12 protein-coding genes are annotated in these 11,863 nt (G+C 74.9%); 4 read left to right on the top strand and 8 right to left on the bottom strand.

The genetic code is table 11. The features are described 5' to 3' along the window. Positions 1-42 precede the first annotated feature (42 nt). Positions 43-462: a MerR family transcriptional regulator gene (locus tag ASF50_RS16010; protein ID WP_056865291.1), complete on the bottom strand. Its 420-nt coding sequence runs from the start codon at positions 460-462 to the stop codon at positions 43-45. Positions 463-683: 221 nt separating this feature from the next. Here ASF50_RS16010 and ASF50_RS16005 point away from each other — a divergent pair, with 221 nt between their 5' ends. Next, positions 684-1,751: an NAD(P)/FAD-dependent oxidoreductase gene (locus ASF50_RS16005; protein WP_082503290.1), complete on the top strand. Its 1,068-nt coding sequence runs from the start codon at positions 684-686 to the stop codon at positions 1,749-1,751. 15 nt (positions 1,752-1,766) lie between these two features. Here ASF50_RS16005 and ASF50_RS16000 read toward each other — a convergent pair whose 3' ends face one another. The 3 genes from ASF50_RS16000 to ASF50_RS15990 form a co-directional block, all read right to left on the bottom strand. Then, positions 1,767-3,629 (bottom strand): DEAD/DEAH box helicase, encoded by a 1,863-nt coding sequence (locus ASF50_RS16000; RefSeq protein WP_082503289.1) that lies wholly within the window; start codon positions 3,627-3,629, stop codon positions 1,767-1,769. Between the two features lie 130 nt (positions 3,630-3,759). Then, positions 3,760-5,589, bottom strand: coding sequence for a glutamine--fructose-6-phosphate transaminase (isomerizing) (glmS, locus tag ASF50_RS15995; protein WP_056865049.1), 1,830 nt, complete (start codon positions 5,587-5,589; stop codon positions 3,760-3,762). Positions 5,590-5,687: 98 nt separating this feature from the next. Beyond that, positions 5,688-5,975 carry a hypothetical protein gene (locus tag ASF50_RS15990; protein ID WP_056905155.1) on the bottom strand — a complete coding sequence of 96 codons (288 nt, stop codon included), beginning with the start codon at positions 5,973-5,975 and terminating at the stop codon, positions 5,688-5,690. A 296-nt stretch (positions 5,976-6,271) separates the two neighbouring features. Between ASF50_RS15990 and ASF50_RS19135 the strand changes: the two genes are divergently transcribed. The 3 genes from ASF50_RS19135 to ASF50_RS15980 all read left to right on the top strand — a co-directional run bounded on the left by ASF50_RS19135 (position 6,272) and on the right by ASF50_RS15980 (position 8,364). Beyond that, positions 6,272-6,421: a hypothetical protein gene (locus tag ASF50_RS19135; protein WP_156697959.1), complete on the top strand. Its 150-nt coding sequence runs from the start codon at positions 6,272-6,274 to the stop codon at positions 6,419-6,421. Positions 6,422-6,627: 206 nt separating this feature from the next. Beyond that, entirely contained in the window at positions 6,628-7,236 is a 609-nt protein-coding gene (locus ASF50_RS15985) for a YceI family protein (protein ID WP_056905154.1), read from the top strand. Between the two features lie 375 nt (positions 7,237-7,611). Next, positions 7,612-8,364 (top strand): DedA family protein, encoded by a 753-nt coding sequence (locus ASF50_RS15980; RefSeq protein WP_056905153.1) that lies wholly within the window; start codon positions 7,612-7,614, stop codon positions 8,362-8,364. A 72-nt stretch (positions 8,365-8,436) separates the two neighbouring features. On the opposite strand, the gene ASF50_RS15975 is transcribed toward ASF50_RS15980, so the two are convergent. From ASF50_RS15975 to ASF50_RS15960, 4 genes are all read right to left on the bottom strand, one after another. Next, a complete protein-coding gene (locus ASF50_RS15975) occupies positions 8,437-9,198 on the bottom strand; it encodes a TetR/AcrR family transcriptional regulator (RefSeq protein ID WP_082500426.1) in 762 nt (253 codons plus the stop codon). A 67-nt stretch (positions 9,199-9,265) separates the two neighbouring features. Further along, positions 9,266-9,904: a hypothetical protein gene (locus ASF50_RS15970; protein ID WP_056865053.1), complete on the bottom strand. Its 639-nt coding sequence runs from the start codon at positions 9,902-9,904 to the stop codon at positions 9,266-9,268. 19 nt (positions 9,905-9,923) lie between these two features. Next, positions 9,924-11,048, bottom strand: coding sequence for an FUSC family protein (locus ASF50_RS15965; protein ID WP_156718344.1), 1,125 nt, complete (start codon positions 11,046-11,048; stop codon positions 9,924-9,926). A 133-nt stretch (positions 11,049-11,181) separates the two neighbouring features. Continuing rightward, complete coding sequence (locus tag ASF50_RS15960) at positions 11,182-11,808, bottom strand: TetR/AcrR family transcriptional regulator (RefSeq protein ID WP_056905151.1); 627 nt, start codon at positions 11,806-11,808, stop codon at positions 11,182-11,184. Between the last annotated feature and the right edge of the window lie 55 nt (positions 11,809-11,863).

Below are 11,863 nucleotides of genomic sequence, written 5' to 3'. Positions count from 1 at the left end.
CCCGTCCCGAGCGGCGCGGGGTCCCTCGCAACCTAGGCCCGCTCAGCCTCCGCGGGAAGGGCTCGCGGGAGCAGCAAGGGGTTTCCCGAAGGCGTGCTCGCGCCCGGCCAGGAGGTCCTCGACGCCGGCCTCGAAGCGCGGGCAGGTGGCGATGTCGTGGGCGCGGCAGCGCAGCGCGTGCTCGGTCATCTCGCGGGAGCGGCGCATCTCCTCCATGCGACGGTCGAGATCGGCGAGGTGGCCCTCCAGCACCTCGTGGCGGTCGCGCGCCTCCGCGTCGAGCAGCACGACGATCTGCTCGAGGGTCATGCCCGCGGCCTTGCTGCGCAGCACGACCGCCACCCGCACGACGTCGTCGCGCACGTAGCGCCGGCGTCCGGCGCCGTCGCGGGCGGGCCGGAGCAGCCCGACGTCCTCCCAGTGCCGCAGCACGTGGGTGGCCAGACCGAAGCGCGCGGCCACCTCCCCCACCGACCACGGCGGCTCCCCGCGGCCGGGCGGTGCGGCGGGGGCCGACGGGGTGGAGGGGGAAGGGGCGGGAGAAGCGGCGGTAGAGGTGCCCGGACCGTCCTGGGGCGCCGGTGACCGGGGGCTTGACTTCATGTCGACATGAAGTCACAGCATCGTGGTGAGGGCAAGCGCCCCGCCCGTCAGGGCCCGACACCACCGCCGAGGAGCCAGCCATGAGCCACCCCACCGACACCGACCATCCCTCCGGTCCCTCCGACCCCACCGACGACCGCCGCAGCACCGCAGCGGACGTCCCGGCCACCTCCGAGCAGGTCGACGTCGTGGTGCTCGGCGGCGGGCCCGCCGGCCTCCAGGCCGCGCTGACCCTCGGCCGCTCGCACCGCCGGGTCCTGGTCGTCGACGGCGGTCACTACCGCAACGACCCCGCCGCGCACCTGCACAACTTCCTCACCCGCGACGGCACCCCGCCGGCCGAGCTGCGGGCGATCGCGCGCGCGGAGCTCGCGGCGTACGCCGGCGTCGAGGTGCGCGAGGCCCGCGCCAGCGCGGTGGAGGCCGCCGGCGACGACCTCGCCGACGGCTTCGTGGTCACCCTCGAGGCCACCGGGGAGCGCGCGGGCGCCGGGCAGCGCGTGCGTGCGCGCCGTGTGCTGCTGGCCACCGGGCTGCGCGACGTGCTGCCCGCGGTGGCGGGGCTGGAGGACCTGTGGGGCGACCTCGCCGCGCACTGCCCCTACTGCCACGGCCACGAGCTGTCGGGGCGGGCCGTGGCGCTGCTGGGCAGCCACGACCACCTGCCGCGCATCGCGGTGCTGCTCGAGCGCACCGCCTCGTGCCTGGTCGTGCTCACCGACGGCGCGTCGCTGCCCGAGGCGACCGCCGCTGCGCTCGCCGGACTCGGCGTGGCCGTGCGCAGCGAGCCGGTCACGGCCCTGCACCGCACCGGCGACGGCGTGCGCGCCGAGCTGGTGGGCGGGCCCGACGAGGAGGTCGGCGGGATCTTCGTGGCGCCGGTGCTCGAGCAGGCGGCGCCCTTCGCCGCCCAGCTCGGCCTGGAGGTGCTCGCCTCCGGCGGCGTGCGCGTCGACGCCATGGGCCGCACCAGCCGCCCCGGGGTCTTCGCGGCGGGCGACCTCGCCCACGTCGCCGAGCTGCCGATGGCCCCGGCCTCGGTGCTGGTGTCCGCGGCCGCGGGTCAGCTCGCCGCGGCCGCCGCCGACGCCGACCTGGTGGCCGAGCGCCTGGCGGGGCTCACGCGGCGGGTGCCCGCCCCGGCCTGAGGGCCGGAGCCGGGCTCAGCCCTTGTGGCGCGGCTTGCGCGGCGGGCGCTCGGCGCCGCCGGCCGAGCTGCCGCCCGCGCCACCGGAGGGGCCGGAGCGGCGCACGGGGCCGCCGCCGTCCTCGCGCAGCTCGATGAGCTTGCCGGAGATGCGGGTGCTCTCGAGCTTGGCGTAGACGCTCGGGTCGAGGTCGGCGGGCAGCTCCACCAGCGAGAAGTCGGGGCGGATCTGGATGTGCCCGAAGTCCCCGCGGCGCAGGCCGCCCTCGTTGGCGATGGCGCCCACGATCTGGCGCGGCTCGACCTTGTGGCGCTTGCCGACCGAGATCCGGTACGTCGCCATCGGCACGTCGCTCTGGCCGCGGCGCGGACCGCGGTCGCCGCGCTCGGGCCGGTCGCCGCGGCCCGGGCGGTCGCCGCGGTCGGGACGCTCGGCGGGCTGGCGCATGGCGCGGTCGGCCTCGGCGTCGAGCAGCAGCGGGGTGTCGCCCTGCGCGACCACGGCGAGCGCCGCGGCCACGTCGACCTCGGGCACGTCGTGCTCGTTCATGTAGTGGGTGACGATGTCGCGGAACCGCGCGATGCGGGCCGTCTCGCCCAGCGCGGCGGTGATCGCCTCGTCGAAGCGGGTCAGGCGGGTGGAGTTGACGTCCTCCACGCTGGGCAGCTGCATCGGCACGAGCGGGGAGCGCGTGGCCTTCTCGATGTGCTTGAGCAGGTAGCGCTCTCGCGGGGTGATGAAGGAGATCGCGTCACCGGAGCGACCCGCGCGGCCCGTGCGGCCGATGCGGTGCACGTAGGACTCGGTGTCGGTGGGGATGTCGTAGTTGACGACGTGGCTGATGCGCTCCACGTCGAGCCCGCGGGCCGCGACGTCGGTGGCCACGAGGATGTCGAGCTTGGCCGCCTTGAGCTGGTTGACGGTGCGCTCGCGCTGCACCTGCGCGACGTCGCCGTTGATGGCGGCCGCGGAGAAGCCGCGGGCGCGCAGCTTCTCGGCGAGGGTCTCGGTCTCGTTCTTGGTGCGGACGAAGACGATCATGCCCTCGAAGTTCTCGACCTCGAGGATGCGCGTGAGGGCGTCGACCTTCTGGGGGTAGCTCACCATCAGGTAGCGCTGGGTGATGTTGGCCGCGGTGGCGGTCTTGTTCTTGACCGTGATCTCGGCCGGGTCGCTCAGGTACTGCTTGGAGAGCCGGCGGATCTGCGGCGGCATGGTCGCGGAGAAGAGCGCGACCTGCTTGTCCGAGGGGGTCTCGGCCAGGATCGTCTCGACGTCCTCGGCGAAGCCCATGTTGAGCATCTCGTCGGCCTCGTCGAGCACGAGGAAGCGCAGCTCGGACAGGTCGAGGGTGCCCTTGTCGAGGTGGTCCATGATCCGGCCCGGGGTGCCGACCACGATGTGCACGCCGCGGCGCAGGGCGCTGAGCTGCACACCGTAGGCCTGGCCGCCGTAGACGGGCAGGACGTGCACGCCCTTGATGCTCGCGGCGTACTTCTGGAAGGCCTCGCAGACCTGCAGCGCCAGCTCGCGGGTCGGGGCCAGCACGAGCGCCTGCGGGGTCTTCTGGGAGACGTCGAGGCGCGAGAGGATCGGCAGCGCGAAGGCGGCGGTCTTGCCGGTGCCGGTCTGCGCCAGGCCGACGACGTCGCGGCCGTCGAGCAGGGTGGGGATCGTGGCGGCCTGGATGGCCGAGGGGGTCTCGTAGCCGACGTCGCGCAGCGCCTTGAGGACCTGGTCGGAGAGGCCGAGGTCGGAGAAGGTCGGCTCGGTCCGCGCCTCGGCGGCGGGCGTCGCGGGCTCGGTCGCGGGCTGGGCAGCAGGCTCCGCGGCGCTCTCGGGAGCGGGTGCGTCGGCCGGTACGTCAGAAGGGCTCACCCGTCAACGGTAGTCGCTCGGCGCGGCGGCGGCGGATTCCGCGTCGCGGAGGGCTGGGTCACGTCGGCTCCCCGTCACCCCGCGCACGCCCCGCGCGCACCCGCCCGCCGCCGTGCCGAGCGGCCCGCGCTCACTCGACGGTGACCGACTTGGCGAGGTTGCGCGGCTTGTCGATGTCGTGGCCCAGGTGCTTGGCGGCGTGGTAGGCCAGCAGCTGCAGCGGGATGGTCAGCAGGATCGGGTCCAGCTCGCGCTCGAGGTGGGGCACGTCGATGCGCACGACGTCGAGACCGCCGAGGTCGACGCCGGGGTGGGTCACCACGACGAGCGGACCCTTGCGCGCCGCGATCTCGTGGAGGGCGGCGACGTTGCGCTCGGTGAGCTCGTCGTCGGGGACCACCGCGACGGTGGGGACCTCCTCGGAGATCAGCGCGAGCGGGCCGTGCTTGAGCTCGGAGGTCTGGTAGGCCTCGGCGTGGCGGTAGCTGATCTCCTTGAACTTCTGCGCCCCCTCGCGCGCCACCGGGAAGCCGCGCACCCGCCCGACGAAGAACAGGCTCTCGGCCTCGGCCAGGCGCTGGGCCACCGCGGCGAGGGCGTCCTCCTGGGCCAGCACCTCCTCCACGGCCGCGGGCAGCGCCTGCAGCCCGGCGATGAGGCGACGCCCGTCGGCCACCGAGAGGTCGCGCACGCGTCCCAGCTGCAGCGCGAGCAGCGAGAAGCCGAGGAACATATTGGTCAGCGCCTTGGTGCTGGCCACCGCCACCTCGGGCCCGGCGTGGAGGTAGATGCCGGCGCCGCACTCGCGGGCGATCGCGCTGCCCACGACGTTGACCAGGCCGATGACGCGCCCGCCCTTGCGCTGGATCTCCTGCACCGCCAGCAGCGTGTCGACGGTCTCGCCGGACTGGCTGACCGCGACGTAGAGCGTGTCGGGCTCGATGACGGGGTTGCGGTAGCGGAACTCGCTGGCCGCCTCGGCGTCGGCGGGGATCCGGGCGAGCTCCTCGATGAGCGAGGCGCCCATCTGGCCCACGTAGTAGGCCGAGCCGCAGCCGAGCACCTTGACCCGGCGTACGGCACGGGTCTCGCGCGGGTCCATCTCCAGACCGCCGAGGTGGGCGGTGCCGAAGCGCTCGTCGAGGCGACCGCGCAGCACGCGCTCGGCCGCGGCGGGCTGCTCGAGCATCTCCTTGCGCATGAACGACTCGTGGTCGCCGGCGTCGTAGGAGGTCGGGTCGACGTCGACCTCGGCCGCGGTGCGGGCCACGCGGGTCAGGTCGTGGCGGAAGGTCGTGAAGCCGGCCGGGGTCAGCGTGGCGATCTCGCCGTCGGCGAGGTGGGCGACCGTCGTGGTGTGGCGCACGAGCGCGGCGAGGTCGGAGGCGACGAGCATCTCCTTCTCCCCCACGCCGATGATGAGCGGGCTGCCGTTGCGGGCCACCACGATGCGGTCGGGGAAGTCGGCGTGGACCACCGCGATGCCGTAGGTGCCCTCGACCGCGGCCAGGGCCTCCACCACGCGCTCCTCGAGGGTCTCGGCGACCGAGCGGCCGATGAGGTGCGCGAGCACCTCGGTGTCGGTGTCGCTGGTGAGGGTCACCCCGTCGTCGGCGAGCCGGGCGCGCAGGGCGGCGGCGTTGTCGATGATGCCGTTGTGGACGACCGCGACGTCGCCCTTCTCGTCGGTGTGCGGGTGGGCGTTGACGTCGTTGGCCGGGCCGTGGGTGGCCCAGCGGGTGTGGCCGATGCCGCTGCGGCCCGAGAACCGCTTGGGCAGGTCGCTGCCGAGGTCGCGCACGCGGCCGGCGGCCTTGACCACCTTCACGGCGGGCTCGCGGCCCGCGCCGACGACGGCGAGGCCGACGGAGTCGTAGCCGCGGTGCTCCAGGCGGGTCAGGCCCTCCAGGATCAGGGGTGCTGCCTGCTGGGCGCCGATGTAGCCGACGATGCCGCACATGGTGGGTCCTCTCGGGTTCGTGGTGCTGGTGCTGACGTGGGTGCCGGCGGGTGCCGGCGGGTGGTCGCGCTCGGGTGGGAGCCGGCGCGCGGGCGGGCCTAGCCGTGGACGATGCGGCGCATCTGCCGGTCGGTGAGGCGGGGGGCGGCGACGAGGCGCTGGGCCAGCTCGTCGCGCACGAGGGCGAAGATGTCGGCGTTGCGCACGCCCGCGGAGCGCAGCTGGGCGTGGCGGCGGCGTACGACCTCCTCGACCGGCTGGGCGAGGAAGTCGACGACGTCCTGCGCGACGCGCAGCGCCTCGGGTCGGCTGAGGTCTGTCGTGGCGCTGAGGTGCTCGACGAGCGGGGCGAGCGGGTGCTCTCGGAGGTCGTCGGGTGCGCGCACCGCCAGATCGTGACCGCAGCAGCCTCGACCTGCCAACTTCCTGCCCGATTTCGGGCAGGAACGACCGAGCCGGACGTCTGCTCGCCGACCGAGCCAGCGGCAGCTCCGGCCATGACCGGGTCGGGCGGGGCCCGGCCCGACCACGCGCCCGGATCGACCGGGTGGAGCGCCGTGGTAACGCCGCGCGGTCGATCACCCCTCCAGGTGGAGCAGGGGAGTGAAGTGGCGGCAAAATCCGCCCGTCCGTGTGGAGCCGTGCTACCTTTGGTGAACAGAAGATGAACAGGAGGTGTCCCATGCTGAACTCGCAGATGACCGGAGCCCTGACCCAGACCTGGGTGACCGTCACCGACAGCAGCGGCCGCACGCGCTTGGAGGCCCACTGGGTCGACCCGACGCTCGACGTCCGGAGCGCAGCTCCGATCCAGACGCCTCACGCAGCCTGAGCGACACGCACGAGGAGCCGCGACCCACCGGGGGTCGCGGCTCCTCGTCATTTCCGGGCCGACGGGGCCGTGTCGACGATGGTCCAGACCGCCTCACCACCGCGGGCCGACGGCGGGAATGAAAACGGACCTCGGTCCGGTTGTGGGTAATTGAAAGTTCCACTAGCGTGGACGAGCACCCACACCACAGATCTCAGGAGCACACCATGGGCATCTTCAGCCGCTCGAACGACAAGACCACCGGCGCCACCGCCACCTTCGACGCCCCCACCAGCGTCGTCTCCGACCTCACCGGCGACTACACCATCGACCCCAGCCACAGCCGACTCGGCTTCAGCGCCCGCCACGCGATGGTCACCACCGTCCGCGGCCAGTTCAAGGACTGGAGCGGCACCGCCCACATCGACACCGCCAACCCCGCCGCCTCCTCGGTGACCCTCAACATCGTCACCGCCTCGATCGACACCGGCTCCGCCGACCGCGACGGCCACCTGGTCTCCGGCGACTTCTTCGACGCCGAGAAGAACCCCACCATCACCTTCACCTCGACCGACGTCAGCCGCGACGGCGACGACTGGACCATCACGGGCGACCTGACGATCGCCGGCACCACCAACTCGGTCGCCATCGAGTTCGAGCAGACCGGCTCGGCCACCGACCCCTTCGGCAACACCCGCGTGGGCTTCGAGGGCGCCTCGGCCCTCAACCGCAAGGACTTCGGCCTCACCTGGAACGCCGCCCTCGAGACCGGCGGCGTCCTCGTCTCCGAGAAGATCAAGCTCGAGTTCGACATCTCGGCGATCAAGAACGTCTGATCCACCCGTCCCCGGCAGGGGACGCAGCGACACCGCGCCGACCGGCACACCCGGCGGCGCGCGACACCACACGACGGGGCCCCGGTGATCCGGGGCCCCGTCGTCGTCCGCCGACGCGACCCCGGTGGGTCCACCGCCGCCCACCGCCGCCCGCCGCCGCAGGGCCGCCCCGGGCCCCGCCTCGGCGCGTCCGGCCAGGCTGTCGGCCCAGACCCGCACCTGTCGGCCCACGCGTCGGGCGACCAGTGCGGGTTTCACCGGCCGACCGGTGAAACCCGCCACCAGCCACAGCGACCCAAACGGAATAAATCCTCCGGTTGCGTTGTCGGACCTGTCGTCCCACCGCACCCGGCGGCGGACGGAGCGGGGGACCCGATGACCTTCCTGCTGGGCTTCCTCCTGGCGCTCGCCGAGTCGTCGCTCGGCCTGGGGGCCGTGCTGCCCGGCGAGGTCGCGATCACCGGGCTGTCGGCGGCGACCGACGGGACCGGAGCCTCGGCCCTGCTGGTGCTCGCGGTGGCCCTCGGGGCGACCAGCGGCGACCACCTCGGCTACCTGCTGGGCCACCACACCGGGCCGCGGCTGCGGGCCGGCCGTCTCGTGGGGCGCCTCGGTGTGGCGCGGTGGGACCGGGCCACCGACCTCGTCGCCCTCCACGGCACGACCGCGGTGCTGGTGAGCCGCATGCTCCCCTTCGTGCGCACCGTCATGCCCGCGGTCGCCGGCGCTGCCCACCTGCCCTACCGGCGCTTCCTGCCCGCCTCCGTCGTCGGTGCGCTCGCGTGGGCCTCGGCCTGGGTCGTCGCCGGCAGCGCGATCGCGGCCAGCGGCGTGCTCGACCACCTCGGCACCGCCGTGGTCGTCCTCGCCGCGTCGCTCGTCGTCGTCCTGGCCGCACGCCACGTCGTACGCCGGCGCCGCGCGGCCGGTCGCACGCTCGCACCCGTGGCCGCCGTGGCCCCGGTGGCCCCGGTGGCCGCCGTGGCGGTGCCGGCACGCGGACCGGTCGACCGGGAGTCGACCGGCGGGCACCTGGCCGCCGGGCACCCGGACAGCGGTGAGCCGAGCAGCGAGGAGCCTCCCGGGTCCCGACGCCCGCGGTGTCGCGACCGGCTGCCCGTCTGCTGAGCCGTCCCCACGGGTCCAGCCGCCCTCGAGCCCGACCTCGGTCCCGGCCGTGACCGACAGGTGGGGCCGGCCTCAGCGCCGGCGGCCCGGACGGGCCTTGTGCGCCACCCGGGCCAGCTCGGCCTCGTCGGGGCAGGCCCGCGGCAGCGGCGTGGGCCGCTCGGGGCGGGCGCGCAGACCGTCGAGCAGGATGGCGAGGTAGCGGCGCCACAGGTCAGGGGTGGCCTCGGTGCCGATCTGGGAGACCGCGCGGGAGAGCACCGCCAGGTCGAGGGGAGCGACGTCGTCGCGCAGCAGCCCGGCGGCCTGGGCCCGCGCGACGACCGCGCCGACCGCCGGCTGCATGCGCTCCCGGGCCCGCTCGAGGCGCTCGGCCCCGCGCAGGCCGTCGCCCAGCACCTCGCTGAGCCCCCGGTCGCAGGACTGGGCCGCGACCGACTCCTCCAGGAACCACACCAGGGCCTCCCACGGGTCCTCCCTCTCACCCGCGCGCGCGGTGAGCGCGACCAGCTCGTCGAGGCGCCGGGCGAAGAGGGCGTCGATGAGGTCGTCGCGGTCGGGGAAGCGGCGGTAGACCGTGCCCACGCCCACCCCCGCGCGACGCGCCACCTCCTCGAAGCCGGCCTCCAGGCCGCGCTCGGCGAAGACCGCGCTGGCGGCGTCGAGGATCAGGCGCCGGTTGCGCTCGGCGTCGGCGCGCAGCGGCCGCTGGCCGTCCTCCACACCCGGGTCGCCCGGGTCACCCGGATCGGGCGCACGGCCCGGGTCGATCGAGCCACCGGGGTCCGGGTGCGCGGGGTCGGCCGCGTGGGGGCGCTGCGAGCCGGGAGCCATGTCCGGCACCGTAGCCGCCGGCGGCAGGCTCCGCTCGCGGCGAGGACCGGCGGCGCCGCTCCCGCCCTCAGCCGCGCTGGGCCCCGGGCACCTCGACGGTGGTCACCACGGTCGTGACCGACGGCCGGCGGGGCGTGGAGGAGAAGCCGAAGCGCGGGGGCGGGCTCACCGGCGCCAGCGCGCCGAGGTCGCGGCCCTCGAGGTGCCCCGTCGCGGCGCGCACGCGGTGGTGGTCGGTGGCGCCGTACCACTCCCGTCGACCGCCGCCGGCGCTGCCGCGGGTGCGGACCCCGCGCAGCACGAGACGGGCCACGACGTCGGTGAGCGAGCACCAGGCCGGGCTGGTCGCCACCCGGTCGGGCACCAGGGCCAGCAGCCGGCCCAGCGCGGTGCGGCGGCCGACGACGAGGTCGAGGTCGAGGGAGGGCGAGCGCACGGACCAGGCGGTCGCCGTGGCCACCGCCGTCACCGGCTCGATCCGCACCTCGTCGAAGGAGTACGTCGCCCCGATGAAGTCGGCCGCCTCCCGGTGCGGGGCGATCAGCACGCGGTGCCCGTCGGGCCCTTCCACCATCGCGTCGGAGAAGCGGCCCAGCGGGGTGTCGTGCCAGTGCCCGACCACCACCCGCACCCCGCTGGCGCTGCCGACGCCGGCGATGCGACCGACGAAGCGCTGCCGACGGGGACGCCCTGACCGGCGGGTCACTGGGGGGTCACTGGGCTGGTCACTCGGCGGCCTCTCCGCCCGCGGCCACCCGGGCCCGGCGGCGCACGACCGTGGACAGCGGCAGCGGCGGCTGGCCGAGGGGGTTGGCCGCGGCGACCTCGTCCATGGCGTCGAGGATGTTGCGCAGGTTGATCATCAGGCCGCCGAAGACCGGCCACAGCTCCGGGGTGGGCTCCTGCGCGCCGATCTGGTCCACCAGCACGTTGAGCCGGGAGCGCACCTCGCGCAGCGGCTCGGGATCGGCGTCCTTGACCGCCTCGCCGGCGGCCACCAGCAGCGCGACCCACCCGGCCCGGAAGGGGTCGGCCCAGTCGTCGCGGCAGGTGGTCTCGTGGCCGAGGGTGCGCGCCATGCTGCGGGTCTCCGCGACCGCCTGCTCCATGCGGCGCAGCAGGGAGTACCACTGCCGGGGGTCGCGCAGCTCGTGGGCCGAGCGGCGCGGGTTCATCCGCGCGCTCTCGCGGGCCTGGCGCACCAGCGACCAGGCGTTGTCGAGCTCGCCGTCGAGGTCGCGGGTGCGGTCGATCCAGTCGTCGACGTCCTCGTCGCTGCAGCCGTCGGTCAGCCCGCGACCGATGTCGACGAGGAGGGCGCCGATGGCGTCGTCGATGCGGTCGAGCGCCACGACCGCCGTACGCCGCCGCAGCGGCGGCCACACCAGCAGGTTGACCAGCAGGCCGACGCCGATGCCGATCGCGGTGTCGGCCAGGCGCGAGACGAGCATGCCGTCGTTGTCGGAGAAGCCGGTGGTGAGCACCACGAGGGCCGTGGCCGCCACGGCGGTGGACTCCTCGCCGAACCACGGCAGCGCGCCGATGGCCAGCCCGAGCGCCAGCACCATGACCACCGCCGCGGTGTCGAGGCCGAGCACGTTGCCGGTCGCCCAGGCGAGCAGCACGCCGGTCACGGCGGCGGCGACCTGGCGCACGCCGCGCGAGAAGGTGCGGTAGACCGTGGCGTGCACGACCAGCAGCGCCGCCCACGGCGCCAGGAACGACTGCGGCAGCTCGAAGACGCTCGTGGCCAGCACCCAGGCGAGCACCGCCGCGAGCACCGTCTTGGCCAGCTGCGTGACGTCGTTCCAGAAGATCGGGTCGCGCGCGCGTGCAGTCCAACCGGGCATCAGGCGACCGTAGCCAGCGCCGGCGACCGGCGTCACACCCCGGTGGTCGAGCAGCGCTCGCGTGCTCCGACGCCGCCGGGCCGGTCGGCCCGCGCCGGTCGGGTCGGGATGGGTCGGGCCGGATCGGGCCGACTCAGTCCTGCGCGCCCCGGGCGGTGGCCGCGAAGGCGCGGGTGGCGGCCTCGACGATGTCGTCGGGGGTGACGTCGAGCGTGCCGTCGAGCCAGGCGGTGACCAGCTCCTGGACCCCGCCGACGAACATCAGCCCGGCGAGGTCGCCGGGCTGGCCGGCCCACGCGTCGTCGCCGTAGAGCGCGCGTCCCTCGCGTGTGGCCAGCTCGGCGAAGGCGCGCAGCAGCGCGTTGCGCGCCGGACGCAGCTCGGGGCGCCCGGGGGCCTCGAGCATGGTGACCCGGCCCTTGCGGGGGTCGTCGGTGATGATCGCGACAAAGGCGCCGATGGCGGCGCGGATGCGCTCGGTGGGCCCGCCCTCGGTCTCCTCGATCGCCGCCAGGGCGGCCACGGTGATCTCGTCGCCGACCTGCTGCATGGCGGCGGTGAGGGCCTCGTCGAGGGAGGCGAAGTGCTCGTAGAAGTACCGCTCGGTGAGGCCGGCCTCGGCGCAGATGCGGGTCATGGTGACGCGGGGTCCGCCGTCGGCGCCCCAGACGTCGAGGGTCGCCGCGAGCAGCTGGGCGCGGCGGGTGGCGGCGCGCTCCTGCGCCGACCTGCCGCGATACCTCCCCGCCTTGACCGCCATGGGCCCATCCTCACACCCGCTGCGCGCCCGTCCCAGGGACCGGACCGGACCGGTG

The sequence above is a fragment of the Nocardioides sp. Leaf307 genome, from assembly GCF_001423135.1.
GTDB lineage: Bacteria > Actinomycetota > Actinomycetes > Propionibacteriales > Nocardioidaceae > Nocardioides > Nocardioides kribbensis.
This window is presented reverse-complemented; position numbering and strand designations above follow the sequence as displayed.

What these genes read in the sequence shown, in the direction of transcription:
- ASF50_RS15960 (WP_056905151.1), bottom strand. Translation starts at nt 11,808, where the DNA reads ATGGCGGTCAAGGCGGGGAGGTATCGCGGCAGGTCGGCGCAGGAGCGC.
- ASF50_RS16005 (WP_082503290.1), top strand. Translation starts at nt 684, where the DNA reads ATGAGCCACCCCACCGACACCGACCATCCCTCCGGTCCCTCCGACCCC.
- ASF50_RS15985 (WP_056905154.1), top strand. Translation starts at nt 6,628, where the DNA reads ATGGGCATCTTCAGCCGCTCGAACGACAAGACCACCGGCGCCACCGCC.
- ASF50_RS15980 (WP_056905153.1), top strand. Translation starts at nt 7,612, where the DNA reads ATGACCTTCCTGCTGGGCTTCCTCCTGGCGCTCGCCGAGTCGTCGCTC.
- glmS (WP_056865049.1), bottom strand. Translation starts at nt 5,589, where the DNA reads ATGTGCGGCATCGTCGGCTACATCGGCGCCCAGCAGGCAGCACCCCTG.
- ASF50_RS15975 (WP_082500426.1), bottom strand. Translation starts at nt 9,198, where the DNA reads ATGGCTCCCGGCTCGCAGCGCCCCCACGCGGCCGACCCCGCGCACCCG.
- ASF50_RS19135 (WP_156697959.1), top strand. Translation starts at nt 6,272, where the DNA reads ATGCTGAACTCGCAGATGACCGGAGCCCTGACCCAGACCTGGGTGACC.
- ASF50_RS15965 (WP_156718344.1), bottom strand. Translation starts at nt 11,048, where the DNA reads ATGCCCGGTTGGACTGCACGCGCGCGCGACCCGATCTTCTGGAACGAC.